Below are 20,765 nucleotides of genomic sequence, written 5' to 3'. Positions count from 1 at the left end.
GGCGGCGTTGTGGACGATCCCTCAACTCTCGAATGCGTTCTTTCTGGCCTAGAACGTCGAGAAACGCCACCGCGAAGTAGCCAAGCTTGTCTTCTGCATCGGGTTCGATCATCCCCATCTCTCTTCTTCGACCGACGCCTGCACTAGACGGCCTGTCTTGGGCGGGACGTGCGCTTCTCAGTCTCCATGCCAAGGCTTACCCCTGATCTCGAAGGCGTTCTTCAGCGACTCCCCCGGCACCTAGCTCGCTGCCCGGGAGCATACGCCGGTCGCGCTCGAGGGGGAAGGGGCCTCCGTACAGCTGACACCGGGCCACGCCCCGCGGCCAGGCGTTCCTGGCCCGCAACCCAACTCCGTCCTCGATCGTCAATCCGACCTTAGACTGTCCCCATGGCCGCCACGCGCATTGACGACCTCGTCTGGAACCTCGAGCCGGACGAGCTACCCGACGCCCTCCGCCTCCTCGCGGCGCTGGAGACAGGCCGGCTGGGTGTCGGCGACAGAAGCTCCGGAGTGGCGGGGTTGCATCGCCGCGTTGGGCGCATTCCACGAGGATCCGCGGCTCTGGATCGACGGGCCGAAGGCATAGCAATCGATCAGGGAGCGTGCAACGCCCTCGCGTTCGAATCACCTTTCGGGCTTTCGCTCAAGTCGGGGTAGGAACGCGTTGACCCCGGGCGTGGGGTCGCCCGGTCATCAGGAGAATCGCTCCCGGCGGACGCGCTCCCCGGTCAGCGGCCGCCGGGTTTGACTCAGCGAAGACGGTACGGAGCCCTAAGCCTCGATCGGGCCACCGCCGTCGCAGAACCTGGGATCTTCGGAACAGAGGGCGCACATCGTGTGCGCCAAGGGGCAAATCCTGTTCTTCTGTTCGTTTGCCTGAGGACGGACGACCCATTTCATGGCAGTACCTCCATCTCGGAAATCTTCCGCCGCACCGCGGGACTCCTGGGACGGACCGCCGACGTCCCTACCGGGATAGAACCTCTTCGGACCGTTCCGGAGACCCCCGTGCGCGTACGGGTCTACGCCTCTCCGTCCCTAGCGTCAAGGGGCCTTAGCGCGGCGAGAGTACCCGAGCGTGGCCAGCATGGCAAGGAAAGGGATGGGGATTGTCCGCTTGCTGGTGCACCCGCCACTGCCCCGGCTACGCGTCGACCACGTCACGGCGCTGAAGGAGGGCGACGCGGACGAGCCGTGGCAGACCGGGAAGGACGCGAAGGCGGAGGATGGGTGGGAAAAGCAGTGCTCCGGGGAGGAGCTACTACGGCAACGCCGGTGCCACGAAGAAAAGAAAAGCAGCCGATCGTCGCGGTCCGGCTTCTCGGCACGAGGAGAGATCTCGCTCGACACCGTCGGCGGGCGGGGAGTCACAGCAGTTTCTTGGGCTCCGGCTTCGCCTTGAGCTTTCGCTCCGCCGTCGCGAAAGTCGCCTGCACGGCCTGGGGCGGGTACTTGACCTGCTTGCCCTCAAGCATCTCTTCGACCGTCAGGATCTGGATCTTCGGAAACTTCTGGTGGCCGTACGCCTCGGCCTTCGGCACGTAGAACTCCGCGTCCGCCGCCTCCTTGATCATGTCCCGCGTCGGCTTCTCGAGCGTAATGAATAAACCGATGACGGCCTTCTCGCGTTCGACGACCCCCTTGAGATCGCGGATCTGTGGGGCCGTGACGTGCCCGCTCTTAACCTGCACTACGATCTTCTTGTGCTCTTGGCTCTTGTCGTCCTTGAAGAAGATCACGCCGTCGATCCCCCTGTCCGCTCCTTTCTTCTTGTCCTGGGCTGGGTGGGCGCTGACGAGACTCAGAGCCCACCACTCGAACTGATGGCGGTTCTTCGAGGCGAGATCCCGAGCACCCGCCAGGTCGGTCGGATCCCCGATCACCTGAAACTCGGAGAGGTCCTTGCCGAACGTGTCCTTGAGCCGGCGGATCACTAGATTGATCGCGAGGTGCGTGATGTCGATCCCTATCCACTTCCTGTGCAGCCGCTCAGCAACAGCGATCGTCGTCCCGCACCCACAGAACGGGTCGAGAATCAGGTCACCGATGTTGCTGCTGGCGTTGATAATCCGTTCGAGAAGACTTTCCGGCTTCTGGGTCGCGTAGCCGAGTCGCTCCTTGGAACCCGCATGAAGGCGCACGTCAGTCCAAATGTCTTGCAAGGGAACACCTGGCATCTCGTCCAGGTATCTCTTGTAGACGGGCATTCCCGTCCTTCGGAAAACAATGCGGCCGTCGACCAAGAACTTCTCCAGGTTCTGGCGGGAGAAGGCCCAGTGCCGACCCTTATACGGCCGCATACCGTGCCACTCGTAGTCCACGTCACCGCCTGGTTTGTGGGCGGTGAGATCGCTCAATCGGTAACGCCGGCCGGTGTCCTTCTCAATGTACCGGTAGTTCTGCTCGACGTAGTCCTCCTCAAAGGGCCCATATTCGGGATTCCACGTCGAAGGATGACCCTTGACGTAGTAGAGAAGCACGTCGTGGCTCCGCCCGTAGCGGGTCGGATCGTTCTTCGCGGAGAAGCGCTTCCACGCGATCTCGTTCTGGAACTCCCTCGGTCCAAAGATCGCGTCCATCACGAGTTTCAGGTAATGACTCGCGGTCGGATCGCAGTGGAGATACAGGCTCCCCGTCGGTTTAAGCACACGGTGCAGTTCCTTAAGCCTAGGGGCCATCATGGCGAGATACGCCATCATGTCGTTCTTGCCCAGGAATCTCAGCATGGCCTCGATGAGATCCCCGAGCTTCCCGCCCGCCTCCCGGGTCTTGTCGTAAATCTCGGCCGTTTGCGGACCCCAGTGCCACGTGTCGTCGAAGGCCTCGATCTGGGCATTCGATCCCTCGCCCGTGGGCTCCTTGTACAGCACGTTGTAGGACGCATTACTGTTGAACGGCGGGTCCAGGTAGACGAGATCCACGGACTCGTCGGAGATCTCGTCCCGCAGGGCCCCGAGGTTGTCGCCGAAGTAGAGTTTGTTCTTCCAGTTGTCTGGCATGGAAGGCCCTCCGCCGCGGTGACAAAGGATACCCATCGTGACGCGGCCTGGGAAGAGCGCTCAGTGACCTAGCTTTTCCCCAGCCTCTCCGCCATCGCAATCGCGGCGCGGAATCCCCTCTTCACGCGCAGCGCCTTGACCTGCGCATTCTGCTTGGGCTTGAGGCTCCGCAGGTATCCCATGTACTGGCCCTGGAGCTTGAGGGCGGCGCGCCGCTCGGGCGATAGCTTCAGCTTCCGCTTCGTCGTCGCGGGCTCCGCGGACGCGGCCGAGCCGGAGCCGTTCGTCAGCGCCACGAGCCGCCCGAGCGATCGGTCGATCGCGGTGAGGGACTGGCGGATGATTCGGACGTGTGTTGTCAACGGGTTGCGGTGACGCTGAGGCACGGTGGGTCCCCCCTGTGAGAAGGGCGGTGATGGTAACACAGAGCCACCCCGTATGGCGCTGTAGCTGAATCGTCAGGCTCGCGGACAGCCAGCCGCAGGTCGTGACGCTCCGCAACCGTGGTCGCCTTGTCAATTCGCGCAATTGCGCTATGGTTCCGTCGATGGACATCGACTGCATGAAACGGATCTTCGCGGGCATCCGCCCTGATGGCCTTCGGGATCTCCAGGGCCTGCTCGCGCTGTGGGAACGGGTCGGGATGATCGATGGTGAGGAAGCCGCGGAGTGGCGGCGACGGATCCTGCAAGCGCAGAGCCTACCGGGCCCGCGGCCTGCGAGCCGGGCGACACCGGATCACACCCGTTCGTAAGGCGCTACTTTCCCCAACCGAACAGAGACTCGGCACGGTCATGCGGCGAACAGGGCGGCGCCGCCACGGCACTTCCCGATCGGGGGGCGCTGACCCATGGCAGGCTCCGAGTCGTTGGAGTACCTTGCGGCCAGCGATTGCGCGCAAACCAGCGCGACAAGTCAATCCAACGGAGGTGCTGATAATGAAGTCGGACAACAACAACCGCACGAAGGAACCCTTCCCACCCGCGAGGATCAACGCGCCCTGGGCCACGAGAGATAGGGGAACGAAGCTCGCGAGTGTCCCTGAAACGATCGCGTCGCGCAAGAGCATCTCGCAGGATCAACGTCGCAAGCTGATCGCGGAGGCGGCCTATCTCAAGGCGGAACACCGCGGGTTCCGTGGTGGCAGCGCGGAGCAGGACTGGATCGCGGCCGAGGCCGAGATCGACGCGAACCTTGTGAAGCTCCGCTGACGAGGCGACGAGATTCGCTCACGGCGGATTCCTCCGAGAAGGAGCCGATCGTAGGCCAGGGAGCGTATGGACTTGCAAAGCTCCCGATGGGTGTATGATCATCGTCTACTTCTTTCACGTGGAGGGGAATCCGATGAAGAAGATGCTCGCTGTCTGCATGATCATGCTCGCCGTGTCCGCTGTGCTCGTCGGGACGGTGGCTTTGGTGGCCACGACGTCGACGCCCGCGATGGCGAAGTGCGGAATCTGCCCGTACGTTTGCATCGGGGTCACCTGTGACAACGGGAGGACCTACTGCAACTCGTGCCTTGCCGCCTGTGCGGGAGCACACAACTGCGTCGTCACGGGATTCGGACTGTAGGACCTCGGCGTGGGACCAGAGAGTTGACGCAGACGTCATTGTGACGTTATCACGCCACATCAGTTGAATCGTTCCATTGTGGGTGCATCTGTTTCGTCGGTGCACCCACAATGGAAACTCGCTCTGGGCAAGCTTTTCACAATAGCCAGCATTCACAAACCGATCAGTCGCCGCATGGCGCCTCACGATCAGAAGAACGAAACCGCTTCGCGGTAGAGGTCGCTGATGCGGAGCGGTCGTCGTAAGGATCTCGCGTAGGTTCAGCGGGTTACCGGCTTTCCGAGCCCCTTCCCCTCCTCCCAGCAGAGCGCCATTCTAAGGCTTTTCCCCCTCGGGGAGATACCCCCTGGGGCGAGAGCACGGAGGATGGCCCATGACACCCCTGCGCCAGAGGATGGTCGAGGACATGACGCTGCGACGCTTCTCGCCGCAGACCCAGTACAACTACATCCAGCACGTCGCCCGGTTCGCCCAGCATTTCGGTAAGTCACCGGCGGACCTCGACCTCGGTCACGTGCGGGAGTTCCTGGTGTACCTGAGCATCGAGATGAAGGTCTCCTACGGTACTCTGGCGCACTACGTTTCTGCGCTCCGTTTCTTCTACAAGGTCACGCTCGGGCGGCCGTGGAGCGTCGAGCAGATCCCCTACCCTCGGAAGGAGCTCCATCTTCCCTGGATCCCGACCCGGGAGGAGGTCCTCCGGTTCCTCCAGTGCGTCACCAACATCAAGCATCGGGCGGCCCTGATGACCTGCTACGCCGCAGGGCTGCGCGTGTCGGAGGTCGTCGCGTTGAAGATCGAAGACCTCGACTCCGCGCGGATGCTGATCCACGTCCGCCAGGGGAAGAACAGCAAGGACCGCATGGTGCCCCTCTCGAAGACGCTGCTCGAGATGCTGCGGGTGTACTGGACGGTCGTGCGGTCGCCACTGTGGCTGTTCCCCGGCCGCTACGGCCAACATATCAGCCCGCGGGTCGTGATGTACGCGTGTAAGCGCGCGCGTGTCGCGGCCGGGATCCCGCACAAGCTCACCGTCCACTCGCTTCGGCACGCCTTCGCGACGCACCTGCTCGACGGTGGCGCGAATCTTCGCACCATCCAGCTCCTCATGGGCCACGCGAGCCTCCAGACCACGGCGAGGTACACCCACGTCTCGACCAAGGAGCTGCACGCCGTTCAGAGCCCGCTCGACGCTTCGACACCGCAAAGCTGACACCGGCCTCCGCTCGTGGCTCGGCGACGGCTGGAACTGGCCGACGTCGTTCGAGCCCACCGAGATGACTTCACCGCCTATCGCGGAGGTCACCTCGCGTTCGCCGAACGACGCGTGCTCGACGATATCGCTTCGTGCCGCACCGCAGCCCGGGGCGGACACGTCGAGCGCTGCGACGCGTGTGGCCACGAGAGAATCGCCTACAACTCCTGTCGCAACAGGCACTGCCCCAAGTGCCACGAGCTGGCCAGCGCCCGGTGGCTGGCGGCGCGACAGGAAGACGTTCTGCCGGTCGAGTACTTCCACGTGGTCTTCACGATTCCCCACGAGCTCGGCGACATCGCCCTCCAAAACAAGCGCGTCGTCTACAACCTCCTGTTCCGTGCATCCGCCGAGACGCTCCTGGAGATCGCGGCCGACCCGACGCACCTCGGCGCCGAGATCGGCTTCTTCTCCGTTCTGCACACGTGGGGTCAGACGCTTGAGCACCATCCCCACGTCCACTGTCTCGTTCCCGGTGGCGGGCTGTCACCCGACCAGGCGGGCTGGGTCGCGTGCCAGCCGAGGTTCTTCCTGTCGGTGCGCGTCCTCGGTCGACTCTTCCGCGGGAAGTTCCTCCATCACCTCCGGGATGCCTTCGAGCACGGGACGCTCGGTTTCCACGGCCGGCTGGAGCCGCTGCGGGAGCGACGAGCCTTCCGCGACTACCTCGCTCCGCTGTACCGGTGCGAGTGGAATGTCTATGCGAAACCCCCGTTCGGCGGGCCCGCCCAGGTGCTGCACTACCTCGCTCGGTACGCGCATCGCGTCGCCATCGCGAACGGACGCCTTCGGTCCCTGCGCGACGGCCGCGTGACGTTCGTCTGGAAGGACTACCGGCACCACGGCAAGAAGCGGCTCATGACGCTGAGCGCCGTGCAGTTCCTGCGCCGGTTCCTCCTGCATCTCCTGCCCACCGGCTACGTGAGGATCCGCCACTACGGGTTCCTCGGGAATCGCTGCCGGCGAGAGAAGCTCGACCGTTGCCGCGCGTCGATCGCGGAGAGCGCCACCAGCGCGGACGCGCCCACCGTGACGCACGCCATGGCGCTGACGGACGACCCTCGGCAGTGTCCGGAGTGCCGGCGTGGCAGGATGGTCTGCGTGCTCGTCTTCGCGCCGGGCGACGAGGAGACGATCGACGCCTGGCGGGTGAGGCACGACACCTCATGAGCGCCGACGTGCTCGCACTCTCGTTCCCAGGGTCGCGGCTCGCACGCGAGCGTGGGAGGCGACTGCCGAGGTCCGACGTCGGCACGCTGGGGGCATGCGGGACCGATCAAAAGCCGCATGTCGGGACACGTCACAAGGGGGACATGCGGCACACCCTCGGCTCAGGCAAGCGGCAGATGACCGGCCGTTCCGCACGTCGCCAGCGCTCCCCCTCGTACCCGGCGACTCAATCCCCATAGGCAGCCGGTCGAGCGGTTTCGTCCTCTGAGCTTCTTTCCGCACTGCCCGAGCAAGGGCGGCGGACTTCAGGCGATCGGGATCGTCGTCGAGGAGAGCGCCGCCCGGGCAATGCGGAAAGAACTCTTCTGAGAGCCGGACATGCGGCACACCCTCGCCAACCGCAGCGGCATTCTAGGGCCATCCGGGGGGTTCCCGGACGCGCCACCGGCATTCCAGGGGCAGGTTTCGGCCCGAAAAGAGGGCTTAGCGGGGTGGGTGGGAGTGAGACCACTGGACCTAACGTATTGATCTCAGTGCGGTTAGCTCCCGTAGATCCACCGGCACGATCGGGGCCTGGCCGCACCGAAGCCCCGAAATCTGTCCCATAAACGCACTCGCCGCGCCGATTCCGATCGATAAATGCACGCGGGAAGGCCTCTTCCCCACCATAAGTGCACCCTGGAAGGGTCCGACCCCGCGATAAACGCACCCTGCGGAGGGGCCCGGGTGGTTCACCTTCGGGGTTCACCACCTCACGTCCAAGGCCTCGTCCCACCGCCGCTCGGCCTGCCAAGGCAGGGCGATGCGCGGCCCCCATGACGTGTCCCTCGACCACGCGATGCAGTCGTAGGTGAACGCCAGGGAGAAGTGGTTGGTCGCGGTCTTGACGTACCGAAATGCCCGGGCGCCCGTCTCCTCGTCCTCGTGGAGCCGCTTTACGTCCGCCGCGAGGTGCTCCGCGAACTCCTGCAGGATCGGGCCGGCCCGCGGCAGCACGACCTTGTGATCCCGGATCGCCTGGCGGCTCGCGTCGAGGGCTTCGGTGCGGTTCTCGTAGACGATGCGCTGCTCGTTGTCCCACCGGTAGGCACCCCGCTGGGTCTCCTGGAAGTAGTTGAGCCAGACCTTCCCCGAGTGCCGTTTCGCGAACGCCCTCGTGGCGTGGATGTCCGGTAGCGCGTCGATCACGCACTTCCGGATGCGGAAGCGCTTCATGAGGTCGTCGAGCTGGGGGTAGTCCTGGACCGTCCCGATCCAGACCACCTCCCGGAGATTCTCCGCGCTCTCGACAAAGCGGGAGACGACGACGTGCAACAGGTCGCCGGTGTCCACCCCCATCGTGCATTCCGTGTCCGATCGCTCGAGCAGCCCGGCTTCGCCACAGCAGGCCAGGACGGCGGCAGCATCGAGCCGGTTCTGGACGTCCGCCCAGGCGATGCCGATCTTCAAGTTGTAAAACCGTTCGGGAAACCTCGTCTTCTTGTACTCCGCCAGGATTTCCCCAGGGTCCACCTTGGACGAGTCGAGTTGCGAGATCCTGTACCCGTGGATGGGGCGATCGGGGTAGGCTGCGACCCACTCGCCGGCCGCGAGGTCAAGCTCGCCACCGCATTTCGGGCAGGCACGATAGAAGCTCCCATCCTGGCGGGATCGGATGATCCGTACGTCCTCTCCGAGTTTCTTCGGGAACGCCAAGCTGAGAGCCGTCCACTCTCCGCACGTGCCGCATCGGATGGTCCAGTGTCTCTGGTCCGACCGCTGGAAGACCTCATCGATCCCGAAATCGGGAAGGCTCGGATTGCTCAACTCGATGATGCGTTTGTAGTCGGAGTGGCCGAGGCGTTCTTTCGCTATCGCTTTGGCCTCGGGCGTCGCCTCGTCCAGCTCATCGAGGACCAGCACGTCCGCCGGCACGCTCTTCAACCCCACCTCGCTCTGCATCCCCCGCAGGTAGAGGTGCGCGTTGCCAATCTTCTTGAGCCCCACGCTGTCCGTGTCCGACATGAGCTTCGAGAGGAACGGGTTGTCGGCCAGAAGCGGGGCGACGCGCGACCGGGAGAAGTCCAGAACGTCCGTTCTCGTCGGAAAAAGATACATCACGTTGAGGCCCAGGATGCACGAGTGGATGCTGCGCAGAATCGCCCAGACGGTCCCGCCGACCTGGCTGGCCTTCGCGAGCGCGATGTGTGGCGACGGGTCGTTGTAAAGCGCCCGCAGATACTCGTGTCCCTCGAACGAGAACGGCTTCCCGTCCAGTCGGATGCGGCGCGCCGCCCAGGAGGCCAGGGGCTCCGCAATGGCCCGGGTTTCCGGCCGCGCCAGTTCGAGCATCCGAGCGCGGACGTACCCGTCGATGCGGTGGGGCTTCCTGCGGTCCGCCATGCTATCCCGCTTTTTCTTCGTCCTCGGTTTCCCGCGGGAGTAGATCGAGGATGGCGCGCGCGATGCGATCGCGAACGTTCTCATCCGGGACCTCGCGTTTCACGACCTCGAGAAACACGTCCACCAGGTGACGGCTCTCCGCGGCAGCCTCGGCTCGAACTTGCTCCTCCGTTTCACCATCCAAGGACAAGCCACGCGCCAATCTCTGTCCCCGCTGGGCTCTTTCTAAGACCCCGGCGACCCGCTCCAGATTGCGGATGTCCTCGCCTTTCAGGCCGTCCTTCGTCAGCGACCCAAAGAGTCTCCCGACGACCGCGTTCCAGAGCTTGAAATGCGTCGCGTTGAGGTTGACGCGTTCGGTGGCCAGGCGCTCCACGAGCTGCTCTGCGGCGCGTCGGTCGATCTTGATTCGGAGCGCATCCCAGTCCTCCTCGCGCCTCCAAGCCGCGATCGTGTGCGGCTTGGCTTTCACGCGACGCGCGATCTCGGCGATCGAGGTGACTTCCCCGGTGAGGTAGTACTCGCGGGCCTGCTCCCGCGTCTTGAGCGAGTGACGTGCCATGGTTCTCTCCCCGGAGGGCGCCTACGCGTTCCCGCGCCAGCCCTCGGCGTTCTTCCCCGTGAACGCTTGCCAACGCTGGACGATAACGTCGCAGTACGCTGGGTCGATCTCCATCAGGAACGCCCGACGCCCGAGCCGCTCCGCCGCGATCAGCGTCGAGCCGGAGCCTCCGAACAGGTCGAGCACGTGCTCGCCTCGCTTCGAGGAGTAGGTCATCGCGAGTTCGGCCAGCTCGACCGGCTTCTCCGTGAGATGGATCATCGCCGGCGGGGCGACCTTCCGCACCCGCCAGATGTCCTGCGCGTTCGTGATTTCCGGGTTGAAGAAATGGGCGGCCCCTTCTTTCCATCCATAAAATGCCCACTCGTGGGCTCCCATGAAATCTTTCCGGGTCAACACCGGCCACTGCTTGTCCCAGATGATCCCCTGGCTGAAGTAGAGGCCGGCGTCGAGGAAAGCTGCGGGGTAGTTCAGGAGGTTCGCGTACCCGCCCCAGATGTAGAACGACCGCCCGGGCTCCAGGGCGTTCGCCATGTTCTTGAACCAGTCCCGCAGCTTCTTCGCAAACTCCTCGGGCGGGATGAAGTCGTTGACCAACTCGCGGTCCCTGGGACGGATCGGCCCGGTGGGTTTCGACTTCACCTTGTCCCGCGCGAGGTCGAAGCTCTGGTGGTGCGTCAAACCCGACGCCTTGCGATCTGGCCTGGCGTCGTTCTTCTGGTGGCGGCCGGCTGCGATGGCCGCCGCGATCGCGTTGTTCGACCGAGGCTCGACCTTCACGTTGTACGGTGGATCGGTATTCACGAGGTGGATCCGCTCGTCCCCGAGCAACATCTCGACGTTCATCGGGTTGCCGCAATCGGCGCAAAGCAGCCGGTGCTGGCCGAGGACGATCAGGTCTCCCCGCTGCGTCATCGGCTCGTCCGGCGGCTCCGGGATCGCGTCGGGGTCGGTGAGACCTTCCTGCGGGACGTCCGTGCCCACCAGGAGCGCCCCGATCTCCTCGTCGCTGAACCCGGTGAGTTCGAGGTCCGCGCCACTCGCCTTTAGCTCAGCCAAGACGCGTTCCAGAAGGTCTTCGTCCCACTCACCGTGGATTCGGTTGAGCGCCAGATTCAACTGCCTCTCGCTCGGGTCGTCGAGGTCCACGTAGTAGACCGGTAGTTCCTCGATGCCTTCCGCCTGGGCCGCCTTCACTCGCTGGTGGCCTCCAACGATGTGACCAGAGCGCCGGTTGACCACGATGGGCTCGACCGTTCCGAAGAACCGCAAGGAGCGCCGTAGCGCGTCGAGGTCGTGGTCGGAGATCTTCCGCGGGTTGTAAGGCGCGGCCATCCCCGCCAGTTCTTGGGTCCGGACTTCTACGACGTCCATGTCTGCCTCCAGCTATCAATTCCGACACTCGGCGAGCGGAACTACGCCAGGTGGAGCACACGTTGCATGCGGCCGTGTGATCGCCCCACGATCGCCTCGGATAACCCTGCAGAACATTGCGGAATTGCCTTGAATCGTCGCGCCACCGAGCGCACTCATGGTGACGAGAACGGAGGGAACCACAATGCGAGACGCCACAAAGAAGGCCGCCACCACGGACGAGAAGATCGATGCCTTGAAGCCCGGCAGGTCGATCGAGCTCACCCGCGTCCGCAACACGCGAGTCATCGCCGAGCGGACCGGCGACGGGAAGCGCCTTCGGATCGTCCGTGAGTACCTCGAGGGCCACGAGCTCGCCGGGGAGCGGGTGCTCGGGTACGACATCGTGCTCGACCAGGTCTGGTAGGAGGGATCGATGGTCACCACGAAGAAGACGACGGCGAGAAGAGCGAACGGGAACGCGGTCAAACGATCGACCCTCATCTGCGCCGACCCGGACAGCCCGCACAACGGCCACGGGATCGAGATCAGAATTGACTCGCGACCCTTCGCCTACTGCCGCTGCACGCGGTGCGTGAACCCGGAGCGGTTCTACCTCCGCCGCGATCTCATCATCGAGCAGGTCTAGGAGAGGCACATGGACAGGGGCATGCCGAGAACCGGGATCGTTCCGACGCCCACCGGGAAGCGGATCACCTTCTACGCAAAGGCGCTCAACCCCGTCGGTCGCGTCGGCCAGCTTCTCATCACGCGCGACCACGGGCCGGACGGGAGGTTGATCTCCAAAACCCACGAATGGACCGGCATCGTCTACCGCGACGACCGCGAGGCCGATCGCGACATCACCCGACTGAACTGCGGAGGGTAGGGGCGAACCATGTTCGGGAAGCCACCCAGACGTCTCAAAATCGGCGAGTTCATTCTCCTCACCGACAAGGTCTACGAGGTGATCCGCGTCGGCCAGGGATCCGCGACGGTCCAGCCGGTCGACGCCAGACATGCCAGGTTCGAAACCGCGACCGGGAGGGCCGTCACGTTCGACGCGCCCGCCGGCCGCATGATCATCGCTCCGACGAGCGACGTAGAGCGGGTCGACCCCGCGGAGGTTGAAGTCATGGCGAAGAAGAAGACGACCGAAAAGAAGGCGAAGCCCCCGAAGGCGGAGAGGGCGCCGAAGGATCCGGAGGCAACCAAGGTGTTCGCGTTCCGGCTCACGCCGGCCGAGAGCGGCGCGATCCACAAGACCGCGGGACCCCGCAACGCGACCCGGTTCATCCGACAGGTCGCGGCGGCGTTCGCCAACGAGGACGAGGATGCGTTCAAGTCGGCGATCGCCGAGGCGCGGAAGCTTCGGGCGTAGCTTCACTCCTCCGCCCCCGACGGCCCGCGGGTCGAGAGGCTCGCGGGTCGTTTCTTGTTCCGCGACCAACTTACGGGCTGCGGAAACTCGCTAAGAACCGGCGTGCCGCTATCCAAGCTCGCAACCTCCACACTCAGCGACCGCTTCTTGAATCGCATTGGGATGCGGGAGCATCGACATCCTCGAGGCCAGACTATTTGGGAGCATTGAACACGTCAATGGAGGCGTGCGAAGATATCTCTTCCGGTAGCCCGGTTGTGGAGTGCATTTCACTGGAAGGCTGGCACTGGAAGGCAACGGAGCGACGCTGTTTCAACCGGACGGTCGGAGGGCGGATGGCGAAGCGCTCGCGCAAGAACTTATCGACACGCTGCCCTGAATGTGGCAGACGCACCTTCGTCTCCGTGAAGGCGGCGTGCTGGCGATGTGACCCGGATTCGTTCACTCCTGACGAGATTGTGCGCGCAGGATCATTCGCGGCAGGAGAGATCCTGAGACTTCGGGACCTGGCGGGGATGTCGACTTCCCGAAGGTCGGTCAAGATCGGAATCGCTGCCGAGCTTCGTGGTCCTGAGCGTCTGGACGCCGCCGAACTCGTCTCCCCCGAATTGACCGTCCACAGCCATCACAGGAGGCTCTGGAGCGGTACTTTTAAGGAAAGACAAGGTGGCAGAAGGCCGAAGGCACGACCCCTGCCAGCATCGCCGCTTCCCCTCGACGGACGAGGATGGTTCGAGCATGATTCGGTGAACCTGCCGAATCGCAACGAATATTTCATGCTGGATTGCCTCATGTCGGGAGCTGAAAGCGACATCCCGTCCTTCTTCTGGCCGTACTTGGAGAGCCTCGCAACGCTGCCAACAAAGGATCGCAGAGCTTATGCGCCCGCGTTCCTGCCGACGTCAGCCTGGTTAACGCAGTTGCGTCAGCTCAACGCCGCTTGGCTACGAATGAAACCGGACCAGCGTTCAGAGGTTTATGCTCCTAGGGCGATCCTGAGGCAAGCGGTTCGCCTGACCAACCGTGCGGTTCCACGATTCACCCTCAATGCTGAGCCAGCGCACGTCGACCCCGTCCTGACACGACTGCGCGCAGAAGGAGCGGGTGGTCTCCAGTCCTCGGGAGGATTGGTGATCGCGGACGCCATGAACGTCGATATTCGTGTTCTGGTCAAGGGGATCAAACGCCTTCGACTCCGAAGGCGCGTGGACGAGCAGTCCATGGTGGATGGGTCTCGACGAATCGAGAACCTACGGCGAAGAGGCGAGCAGGGGATGCAAGAGTGGAAGATGGGAGTCGAGCGAGCCAGGAAGGAGGCAGTTGCCCGAGAAGTTCGATCTATCAAAGCCAGTGGCCGTGAACCCACCTCTGAAGAGATCCGGCGATACGAGGACCACTACAAACGGGTGCTCCAGGACCCCGAAGACGTTTGCCGACACCTAGACCTGCTGAAGCGCCAACACCCCGAGCTCTACAAGACGCGGGGATTCAAGTTCCACAAGTCCAGGTCGACAAGTTGGGCAGCCATCAGGTCCCTTGACGCTTTCATCGTCATGTACCGCGTTTGCCTCGAAGGCCTGGAAGGATTCGCCAGGAAGGAAGCCGCCGCTCGGTCATCCGGGCGCGCGGGAACAGGTCCCGGTCGCCTGGCCCGGATTCGGACCCTCGCCCGCAAATCGATCGATCAGACCCATTCTTTCATGCGAGCCTGATACTCAGATTCTCCATCCAGACTCTCGCTCCGACCGGAAAAACCCCCCTCGCAACAGGTAGGCGGAGATTTCTTCTCCGCCGAAGCGAGGAGCACATGAACACCATAAAGCAGGTGGTCCGCGTGAAGCTGGCGCTCGCCGGCGTATCGCTCGCCGAGGTCGCGCGATCGAAACGTCTCGATTACTCCCGGCTGCATCGGGTCATCGGGGGCTACGCGGCCCCGAGGTCGGGAGAAATCGAGGAGCTGCTGCGAGCCATCGAAGAGTCCGGAACCGGCGGAATGAAGAGTGGTTTCCAATCGCCTCGGAGGGAGACGGCGCGAACGATGGATCGTTCATGTGGAGGTCCTGAAGGGCCGCACCGATGAGCGACGATTCCAAGTCCACGCTCCTGCCGCAGCATGGCGATCTCATCCGAGCCTCGGCGATCAGCCCCGAGGTTGCCGCCGCCCGCGGTTACCAGTCCATCACAAGCCGCGCCGAGTTACAGCGACTTGGTTTCACGAAACCTCAACAAATTGTCCCCAGCCTCTTGATCCCTATTCGCGGAGTCTCGGGGGAAATCGCGACCTATCAGATACGGCCGGATCAGCCGCGGATAGGCAAGAAGGGAAGGGTGACCAAGTACGAGACGCCCAAGGGTTCCACGATGGTCCTTGACGTTCCGGCGCTGTCCCGTCCGGCACTTGGCAACCCGAGGATGCCACTCTTCGTGACCGAGGGAGCGCGAAAGGCGGACGCCGCGGTGTCGCGTGGGCTGTGCTGTGTCGCGTTGCTCGGAGTATGGAACTGGCGAGGAACCAACGATCAGGGCGGTCGAACCGCACTCGCTGATTGGGAATTCATCGCTCTCAACGATCGTCATGTGTACATCGTCTTCGACAGCGACGTGACATCGAAGAGCGAGGTCCGCAGGTCACTGCTTCGGCTGAAGGCGTTTCTTGAGAATCGGGGCGCGATCGTCCGAGTTGTCCATCTCCCGTCAGGCGACGGGGGCATCAAGGTAGGGCTCGACGACTTCTTGGCGGCAGGCCGCACCGTCGCCGACCTTACGTCGCTGGCCGGAGAACACGTCCCCTTGCCCGTCGATGCAGCACCGGAGGAGTACGTCCCATACGAGGCCACCTCGTCAGGCCTGATCTACCTCAAGGCCGCGGAGGGTGGCACGATCCCGGTCCCACTGACGAACTTCACGGCAAAGATCACCAAGGACATCACCGAAGACGACGGTGTGGAGACGCGACGCAGCTTCGAGATCGAGGCGGTCCTGAAGAATCGCTCGCATCGATTTGGCGTCGCCGCCTCGAGCTTCTCGACGATGGGATGGGTTGTGGAGCACCTCGGCGCGTCGGCGGTGATCTTCCCTGGTGCCTCGATTCGCGACCACTCCCGCGTGGCTGTACAGCTGCTCTCTCAGGACATCGAGATGCATCGCGTGTTCGCTCACCTGGGTTGGCGCAGCATCGACGGCCGTTTCGTTTACCTCCACGCCGGCGGCGCCATCGGGCCAGATGGATCGATCCCGAACATGGAAGTGGTCCTGGCCGACAGTCTCCGCCGATACGTTTTGCCGGAACCGCCGCCCCTGGACGTGCTCACCGTTGCAATCCGCGGCAGTGCCGGCATCCTCGATGTTGCGCCTCCGCGGGTGTCCGTTCCCACCTTGGCCGTGGTCTACCGCGCTCCCCTCGGACGTTGCGATCTCAGCGGGCACCTTGTCGGACCGACGGGTGAGGGCAAGACCGCGTTGGCCGCGCTAGCGCAACAGCACTTTGGTCCCGGCCTCGATGCTCAGAATCTCCCGGGCTCTTGGACGAGCACCGCCAATGCTTTGGAGGCCCTCGCGTTCGCCGCGAAGGACGCGTTGTTTGTTGTGGACGATTTCGTCCCGAAGGGAACCACGGCCGACCTGCAACGCCTGCACCGTGAGGCAGAGCGCCTTTTCAGGGCACAGGCGAATGCCAGCGCCCGACAGCGAATGCGCCCGGACGCGACGCTGAGGCCGTCCAAGCCGCCCCGCGGACTCATTCTGTCCACGGGAGAGGACGTCCCGCGAGGTCAATCTCTCCGCGCCCGCTTAATCATCATCGAGGTCTCTCCCGGCGACGTGAACTGGTCCAGGTTGACCGAGGCGCAGCGCGATGCCAGCCGCGGACTTTACGCCCAGGCGATGGCCGGGTTCCTGAAGTGGCTCGCGCCGCAATACGAGCTCGTGCAGCGGCGTCTTCCCGACGAGGTCCGCGAGCTTCGCGATCGAGCGTACGAGGGCGCACAGCACAAGCGAACCGCCTTCGCGGTGGCGAACCTGGCCTTGGGGATGCGCTACTTCATCTCCTTCGCGCGGGACCTGCAGGCGCTGAGCGGCGAGGAATGCGACCGACTGTGGGACACGACATGGGCGGCGCTGGGTGAGGTGGCCGAGGCTCAGTCTCGATTCCTGGAGGCCGCCGAGCCCACCGGGCGGTATCTCGAACTGCTGTCGGCCGCCATTGCGAGCGGCCATGCCCATGTGGCGAATCCGTCGGGCGGGCCTCCGCCGAGCCCAGAAGCGTGGGGCTGGAGGCGCGACGACACGCACGCCACCCTCGACGCCCACTGGCGCCCCATAGGGGATCGCGTGGGGTGGTTGGAGCAGGCAGATCTCTATCTCGAGCCGGAAGCGTCCTACGCCGTGGCGCAGCGGATGGCCCGAGAGGGAGGCGAAGGGCTTTCCATCGCGGCCAAGACCCTTCACAAGCGCCTCGACGAGCGCCGCTACCTCGTCTCGACCGAACCCGGGCGGGGCACCCTCACGATCCGTCGGTCCCTCGAGGGTGCCAGGCGGCACGTCCTCCATCTACGGGCCGCCTCTCTCATCGGTGGAAAACCTGCCCAATCTGCCCAAGACGCAGTCAATCCCGGCGCCGACGGCCAGTTTCCCTGGGCAGATTCCTGGGCAGATTCCGGTCTGGACCCCGAGAAACCTGCCCAGGAAACCCGACCAGGAAGCGTTGACGCGGCGCCCGAAACCGACGTGAAGGGATCGCCTGGGCAGATTGGGCAGATTCCTGTAAACACAGAAAGACGTCCCATAGAACAGGATGCAACACCCAGGGAGGTCATCGAACTATGACCTCCCTGGCTGGCAGCCTGTACGTGGACCTCCGGAAACGAGGCGCATGCCTTCGCGTTTCGGGGGACAAGCTCATCGTCGAGGCACCCCGCGACGTGTTGACAGCGCAGGATCGACTTGCTCTCGCGGCCGTCAAGTCGGGGATTCTCGAAGCCCTCACGGAGGAATCCCGCATCCTCGCCATGACGCTTGCGGAGTTCGAGAAGACCAACCTCGCCATCGAGGTGCAGGTCCCATGGCTCGACGTTTCTCTTTACTTCGTCCCCCGCGCTCAGCAGGTGGAGCACCTAGTACGCATCGGGGTTCATCGGGGAAGGGTCTATACCGCCAGGGAACTGACCAATCTGACCAACCTGCCCTGTCCCGACGAGGAGCGCCCCTCCGAGATCAAGAAGATCGCTCAGATGAAGCTGGCGTTCGGGGCCATGATCCTCGACGTCAGCGCCGACGATGCAGAGCGGGGGGCCCCCGCCAAGCCCGTTTCCGGTCGCGACGTTTGCGGTGCCTGCGGTGGCCACGAACGATGGCGTTCTACCGCCGACGCGTTGGTCTGCGGCGTCTGCCACCCGCCTGCGAATCCAACCCTTGTCGCGGAGTGGATCACCGCCGTGGAGCCGACCCGTGGGTAGCCCCGCGCGCCGGGAAACCGAGCCTGCTGATCTCGCCGCGCTGCTCGCCGTACGTCGGCCCAGGTGGGCGAACCCATGGATCCCGTGCACGGACGTGTCGCACCGGGTGACGCGATGACCGACCTAACTTCGACGCTCGACGAGTTGGATCGGGAGATCTCCGCGGCTCCGCCGGAGCGGCTCCCCGCGATCCTTGTCGCGCTGTCGACGCGGATGGCGGCGGCCTCGGCACGCCTCCTCGCGATGCCACCGGTCAGCTCAGGAAGAACGACCGGACCCGACGAAAACCTCGACGTCGCCGAGGCGGCTCGACGGCTCGGCGTCTCCAAGGACTGGCTCTACCGCCACGCCAATGGCCTGCCCTTCACGGTCCGTGTCGGTAGGCGATTGGTCTTTTCCGCACGCGGGCTGGAGCGCTGGAACCAGATGAGGCAAGGGCGTTGATTAAGGTGCGGATCGGAGGTAACTGTCCTGTGGAAAACGGCCCCGCCGGGCGTGTCGGCACCCGACGGGACCTGACCCACAACGCGTTGGGGGCTGATCGTGGGCTGGTCCGAGGTTATCAGCATTCCTGCACGGCTCGATCAACCACGACAGCGCATCCTCGTTTCCAACGCGGGGCAGGAGCCCCCGGGAAGACGCCATGAGAGGCGACGGTAGGGTCTTCGAGCGCGGTCACCGCTGGTTTATCCAGTACTACTTCCGCGGCAAGCCGGTCCGCGAGCCGGGAGGCCTCGATGGCCGTGGAGCCAAGTCCGAGGCCGAGGCGCGCAAGAGGCTCAAGGCCCGTCTGAAGGAGATCTACGGCGACCGATTCATTGGCCCTCAAGCCGAACGCGTCACCGTGGACGAGATCTTGGACTCTTACTCGGCGCATCTGAAGCAGAAGGGTGCGAAGTCGGCCCCCGGCATGGACTCCAAGCTCAAGGCGGTGCGGGATCACTTTAGGTTCATGCGGGCCGTCGACATAACGACCGACCAGCTTCGGACGTTCATCAACTCACGACTCGCGGAGGGTAAGGCACCTGCCACCTGCAATCGATCCGTTCAGTACCTCCGGGCAGCCTTCCGGCTCGCGCAGAAGGAAGGCAAGATCCTCCGCCTGCCATACTTCCCGACGCTTCGCGAGAACAACGTGCGCACCGGGTTCTTCGAGCGGCACGAGATCGAGACCATCGTCGCGCACCTCCCGAAGACCATCGACGACATCGTGCGGTTCGGGTACTGCAGCGGCTGGAGGCGCGGGGAGATCCTCAGCCTTCGGTGGGAGGATGTCGATCGTGACGCTGGAGAAGTCCGACTCCGCGCCGAAGCGTCGAAGACGGGCGAGGGACGCTGCCTCCCGCTGGAGATCGGCGAGCTTCGGGACGTGATCGAGCGGCGGTGGGCGGCTCGCGAATATTCCCTACCCGACGGCACGTCCGGGCTCTCTGCGGTCGTCTTCCACCGCCAGGGCAGGCCGGTGAAGGACTTCAAGCGCGTGTGGGCAGCGGCCTGCACTGCGGCGAAGGTGCCGGGCCGCCTCTTCCACGATCTTCGCCGCTCCGCAGTCCGCGACATGATCCGTGCGGGCGTCCCGCAGGCGGTCGCGCAGCGGATCTCCGGCCACAAAACCGCCAGCATCTTCAACCGCTACAACATCACGTCGGACACGGACAAGCGAGAGGCGCTCCGGAAGCTGGAGGCGTACCGCGCCTCTCGACCCGTGCCCGCGTCCAACGTCGTCGCAATGTCGCGTCCCAGTTAGGATCCCTGTGAAGAACGAGCACAGAACGAGCACAATTTGGCCCAACGGCGCCCTGCTCGCATGCGAGTCCTCACGCACCTCGACACGAAATCTCCCGCCTTTTCGCGCTTTTTCGTGGTGCCGGAGCCGGGACTCGAACCCGGACTCCCCTGCGGGAAGGGGATTTTAAGTCCCCTGCGTCTACCAGTTCCGCCACTCCGGCTCGTCGCGGATTCTATCGTGTGTTGAGCGGTATGGCGGAGATGCGCCAAAGGAACGGCACACCTCACCCTCCGACCGGGAAATCGAACTCCAGACGCGGCCAGACCGAGCTCGAGCTCGAGCTCGAATTCCGCAGCGGTCCTACCGCTTCGCGGGCGAGACGGGCCGGGGCTTCGGTCCCGTCCACACCCAGCCGTGGATCAGCCAGCCGCCGGCGCCCTTGTTCAGCACGACCGTCATCTGCGCGATCTCGCGCTTGGGCACCCCATTTTCCTTGAAATCGTAGACCGCGGGCACGATCACGTACGCCTGGTCGCCGTTCGACTCGATCCGGGTCGCGCCGCGGAGCTTCACCACCTGGTCGGTGATGCCCCGCTTCTTGGAGTCGCTTTCCAGAGCCGCGCTCCAGGCCCGGAACGCCTGCGGCCCCCGCCAGAGATAAGGCGGCACCTCGTCCATGATCGCCAGATCGTCCGTCGCCGAGTGGGTCGCCGCCGCGGCCGCCGCGTCGCCCTCTGAGGCTGGAGGTCAGGGAGCGCATCACGGCCGACGGCAGCGTGCTCACGCCGCTGGACGAGCCGAGCGCCCGCGCCGCCATCGCCCGGCTCAAGGACGCCGACGTCGAGGCCGTCGCGATCTGCCTCCTGCACGCCTACCGCAACCCTGCTCACGAGCGCGCTCTGAAGG

The 20,765-nt window shown here is 64.4% G+C and carries 20 protein-coding genes, 1 tRNA gene and 1 pseudogene; 15 read left to right on the top strand and 7 right to left on the bottom strand.

What is annotated here, in order from left to right; translation table 11 throughout:
- Positions 1 to 1,370 precede the first annotated feature (1,370 nt).
- Positions 1,371 to 3,002: a restriction endonuclease gene (locus LAO51_10590; protein MBZ5639183.1), complete on the bottom strand. Its 1,632-nt coding sequence runs from the start codon at positions 3,000 to 3,002 to the stop codon at positions 1,371 to 1,373.
- A gap of 68 nt (positions 3,003 to 3,070) precedes the next feature.
- Positions 3,071 to 3,388, bottom strand: a complete 318-nt coding sequence (locus LAO51_10585; protein ID MBZ5639182.1) for a hypothetical protein — start codon at positions 3,386 to 3,388, stop codon at positions 3,071 to 3,073.
- Between the two features lie 552 nt (positions 3,389 to 3,940).
- On the opposite strand from LAO51_10585, the gene LAO51_10580 reads away from it, so the two are divergent.
- The 4 genes from LAO51_10580 to LAO51_10565 all read left to right on the top strand — a co-directional run bounded on the left by LAO51_10580 (position 3,941) and on the right by LAO51_10565 (position 6,999).
- A complete protein-coding gene (locus LAO51_10580) occupies positions 3,941 to 4,213 on the top strand; it encodes a DUF2934 domain-containing protein (GenBank protein ID MBZ5639181.1) in 273 nt (90 codons plus the stop codon).
- A gap of 94 nt (positions 4,214 to 4,307) precedes the next feature.
- Positions 4,308 to 4,574 carry a hypothetical protein gene (locus LAO51_10575; protein MBZ5639180.1) on the top strand — a complete coding sequence of 89 codons (267 nt, stop codon included), beginning with the start codon at positions 4,308 to 4,310 and terminating at the stop codon, positions 4,572 to 4,574.
- Positions 4,575 to 4,947: 373 nt separating this feature from the next.
- Entirely contained in the window at positions 4,948 to 5,787 is an 840-nt protein-coding gene (locus LAO51_10570) for a site-specific integrase (protein MBZ5639179.1), read from the top strand.
- Positions 5,788 to 5,802: 15 nt separating this feature from the next.
- Positions 5,803 to 6,999: an IS91 family transposase gene (locus LAO51_10565; protein ID MBZ5639178.1), complete on the top strand. Its 1,197-nt coding sequence runs from the start codon at positions 5,803 to 5,805 to the stop codon at positions 6,997 to 6,999.
- 744 nt (positions 7,000 to 7,743) lie between these two features.
- On the opposite strand, the gene LAO51_10560 is transcribed toward LAO51_10565, so the two are convergent.
- The 3 genes from LAO51_10560 to LAO51_10550 are packed head-to-tail and all read right to left on the bottom strand — an operon-like array spanning position 7,744 to position 11,317.
- On the bottom strand, positions 7,744 to 9,381 hold the full coding sequence (locus LAO51_10560) for a phage terminase large subunit family protein (protein ID MBZ5639177.1): 1,638 nt from the start codon (positions 9,379 to 9,381) through the stop codon (positions 7,744 to 7,746).
- Between the two features lies 1 nt (position 9,382).
- On the bottom strand, positions 9,383 to 9,943 hold the full coding sequence (locus LAO51_10555; GenBank protein ID MBZ5639176.1) for a DUF1804 family protein: 561 nt from the start codon (positions 9,941 to 9,943) through the stop codon (positions 9,383 to 9,385).
- 21 nt (positions 9,944 to 9,964) lie between these two features.
- Entirely contained in the window at positions 9,965 to 11,317 is a 1,353-nt protein-coding gene (locus LAO51_10550; protein MBZ5639175.1) for a DNA modification methylase, read from the bottom strand.
- A 184-nt stretch (positions 11,318 to 11,501) separates the two neighbouring features.
- Between LAO51_10550 and LAO51_10545 the strand changes: the two genes are divergently transcribed.
- The 10 genes from LAO51_10545 to LAO51_10500 all read left to right on the top strand — a co-directional run bounded on the left by LAO51_10545 (position 11,502) and on the right by LAO51_10500 (position 19,877).
- A complete protein-coding gene (locus tag LAO51_10545; GenBank protein MBZ5639174.1) occupies positions 11,502 to 11,723 on the top strand; it encodes a hypothetical protein in 222 nt (73 codons plus the stop codon).
- 9 nt (positions 11,724 to 11,732) lie between these two features.
- On the top strand, positions 11,733 to 11,945 hold the full coding sequence (locus LAO51_10540; GenBank protein ID MBZ5639173.1) for a hypothetical protein: 213 nt from the start codon (positions 11,733 to 11,735) through the stop codon (positions 11,943 to 11,945).
- 9 nt (positions 11,946 to 11,954) lie between these two features.
- Complete coding sequence (locus LAO51_10535) at positions 11,955 to 12,185, top strand: hypothetical protein (protein ID MBZ5639172.1); 231 nt, start codon at positions 11,955 to 11,957, stop codon at positions 12,183 to 12,185.
- Positions 12,186 to 12,194: 9 nt separating this feature from the next.
- Positions 12,195 to 12,677, top strand: a complete 483-nt coding sequence (locus tag LAO51_10530) for a hypothetical protein (protein ID MBZ5639171.1) — start codon at positions 12,195 to 12,197, stop codon at positions 12,675 to 12,677.
- Positions 12,678 to 13,012: 335 nt separating this feature from the next.
- Positions 13,013 to 14,389, top strand: coding sequence for a hypothetical protein (locus tag LAO51_10525; protein ID MBZ5639170.1), 1,377 nt, complete (start codon positions 13,013 to 13,015; stop codon positions 14,387 to 14,389).
- Between the two features lie 95 nt (positions 14,390 to 14,484).
- Entirely contained in the window at positions 14,485 to 14,757 is a 273-nt protein-coding gene (locus LAO51_10520; GenBank protein ID MBZ5639169.1) for a hypothetical protein, read from the top strand.
- Positions 14,754 to 17,501 carry a DUF3854 domain-containing protein gene (locus LAO51_10515; GenBank protein ID MBZ5639168.1) on the top strand — a complete coding sequence of 916 codons (2,748 nt, stop codon included), beginning with the start codon at positions 14,754 to 14,756 and terminating at the stop codon, positions 17,499 to 17,501. The genes LAO51_10520 and LAO51_10515 overlap by 4 nt, the downstream gene beginning before the upstream one ends.
- The gene (locus tag LAO51_10510) at positions 17,498 to 18,130 is read left to right on the top strand and encodes a hypothetical protein (GenBank protein ID MBZ5639167.1); all 633 of its coding nucleotides are present in this window, start codon (positions 17,498 to 17,500) and stop codon (positions 18,128 to 18,130) included. Before LAO51_10515 ends, LAO51_10510 begins: the two co-directional genes overlap by 4 nt.
- A 243-nt stretch (positions 18,131 to 18,373) precedes the next feature.
- Positions 18,374 to 18,574, top strand: coding sequence for a helix-turn-helix domain-containing protein (locus LAO51_10505; protein ID MBZ5639166.1), 201 nt, complete (start codon positions 18,374 to 18,376; stop codon positions 18,572 to 18,574).
- 199 nt (positions 18,575 to 18,773) lie between these two features.
- Positions 18,774 to 19,877 (top strand): tyrosine-type recombinase/integrase, encoded by a 1,104-nt coding sequence (locus tag LAO51_10500; GenBank protein MBZ5639165.1) that lies wholly within the window; start codon positions 18,774 to 18,776, stop codon positions 19,875 to 19,877.
- Positions 19,878 to 19,992: 115 nt separating this feature from the next.
- Here the strand turns inward: LAO51_10500 and LAO51_10495 are convergent.
- Positions 19,993 to 20,079 (bottom strand) — tRNA-Leu (locus tag LAO51_10495).
- 140 nt (positions 20,080 to 20,219) lie between these two features.
- Positions 20,220 to 20,597, bottom strand: a pseudogene (locus LAO51_10490) (hypothetical protein).
- Here LAO51_10490 and LAO51_10485 point away from each other — a divergent pair.
- Positions 20,594 to 20,765: hypothetical protein (locus tag LAO51_10485; GenBank protein ID MBZ5639164.1), on the top strand; the 172-nt coding region annotated here is incomplete at its 3' end. The pseudogene LAO51_10490 and the gene LAO51_10485 sit on opposite strands and share 4 nt — an antisense overlap.

It is taken from the genome of Terriglobia bacterium (assembly GCA_020073205.1).
GTDB lineage: Bacteria > Acidobacteriota > Polarisedimenticolia > Polarisedimenticolales > JAIQFR01 > JAIQFR01.
This window is presented reverse-complemented; position numbering and strand designations above follow the sequence as displayed.

Bases quoted from the DNA above. Each gene is read 5' to 3' on its own strand.
- LAO51_10590 (MBZ5639183.1), bottom strand. From the start codon at position 3,002: ATGCCAGACAACTGGAAGAACAAACTCTACTTCGGCGACAACCTCGGG.
- LAO51_10580 (MBZ5639181.1), top strand. From the start codon at position 3,941: ATGAAGTCGGACAACAACAACCGCACGAAGGAACCCTTCCCACCCGCG.
- LAO51_10575 (MBZ5639180.1), top strand. From the start codon at position 4,308: ATGATCATCGTCTACTTCTTTCACGTGGAGGGGAATCCGATGAAGAAG.
- LAO51_10570 (MBZ5639179.1), top strand. From the start codon at position 4,948: ATGACACCCCTGCGCCAGAGGATGGTCGAGGACATGACGCTGCGACGC.
- LAO51_10560 (MBZ5639177.1), bottom strand. From the start codon at position 9,381: ATGGCGGACCGCAGGAAGCCCCACCGCATCGACGGGTACGTCCGCGCT.
- LAO51_10555 (MBZ5639176.1), bottom strand. From the start codon at position 9,943: ATGGCACGTCACTCGCTCAAGACGCGGGAGCAGGCCCGCGAGTACTAC.
- LAO51_10550 (MBZ5639175.1), bottom strand. From the start codon at position 11,317: ATGGACGTCGTAGAAGTCCGGACCCAAGAACTGGCGGGGATGGCCGCG.
- LAO51_10545 (MBZ5639174.1), top strand. From the start codon at position 11,502: ATGCGAGACGCCACAAAGAAGGCCGCCACCACGGACGAGAAGATCGAT.
- LAO51_10540 (MBZ5639173.1), top strand. From the start codon at position 11,733: ATGGTCACCACGAAGAAGACGACGGCGAGAAGAGCGAACGGGAACGCG.
- LAO51_10535 (MBZ5639172.1), top strand. From the start codon at position 11,955: ATGGACAGGGGCATGCCGAGAACCGGGATCGTTCCGACGCCCACCGGG.
- LAO51_10530 (MBZ5639171.1), top strand. From the start codon at position 12,195: ATGTTCGGGAAGCCACCCAGACGTCTCAAAATCGGCGAGTTCATTCTC.
- LAO51_10525 (MBZ5639170.1), top strand. From the start codon at position 13,013: ATGGCGAAGCGCTCGCGCAAGAACTTATCGACACGCTGCCCTGAATGT.
- LAO51_10520 (MBZ5639169.1), top strand. From the start codon at position 14,485: ATGAACACCATAAAGCAGGTGGTCCGCGTGAAGCTGGCGCTCGCCGGC.
- LAO51_10515 (MBZ5639168.1), top strand. From the start codon at position 14,754: ATGAGCGACGATTCCAAGTCCACGCTCCTGCCGCAGCATGGCGATCTC.
- LAO51_10510 (MBZ5639167.1), top strand. From the start codon at position 17,498: ATGACCTCCCTGGCTGGCAGCCTGTACGTGGACCTCCGGAAACGAGGC.
- LAO51_10505 (MBZ5639166.1), top strand. From the start codon at position 18,374: ATGCCACCGGTCAGCTCAGGAAGAACGACCGGACCCGACGAAAACCTC.
- LAO51_10500 (MBZ5639165.1), top strand. From the start codon at position 18,774: ATGAGAGGCGACGGTAGGGTCTTCGAGCGCGGTCACCGCTGGTTTATC.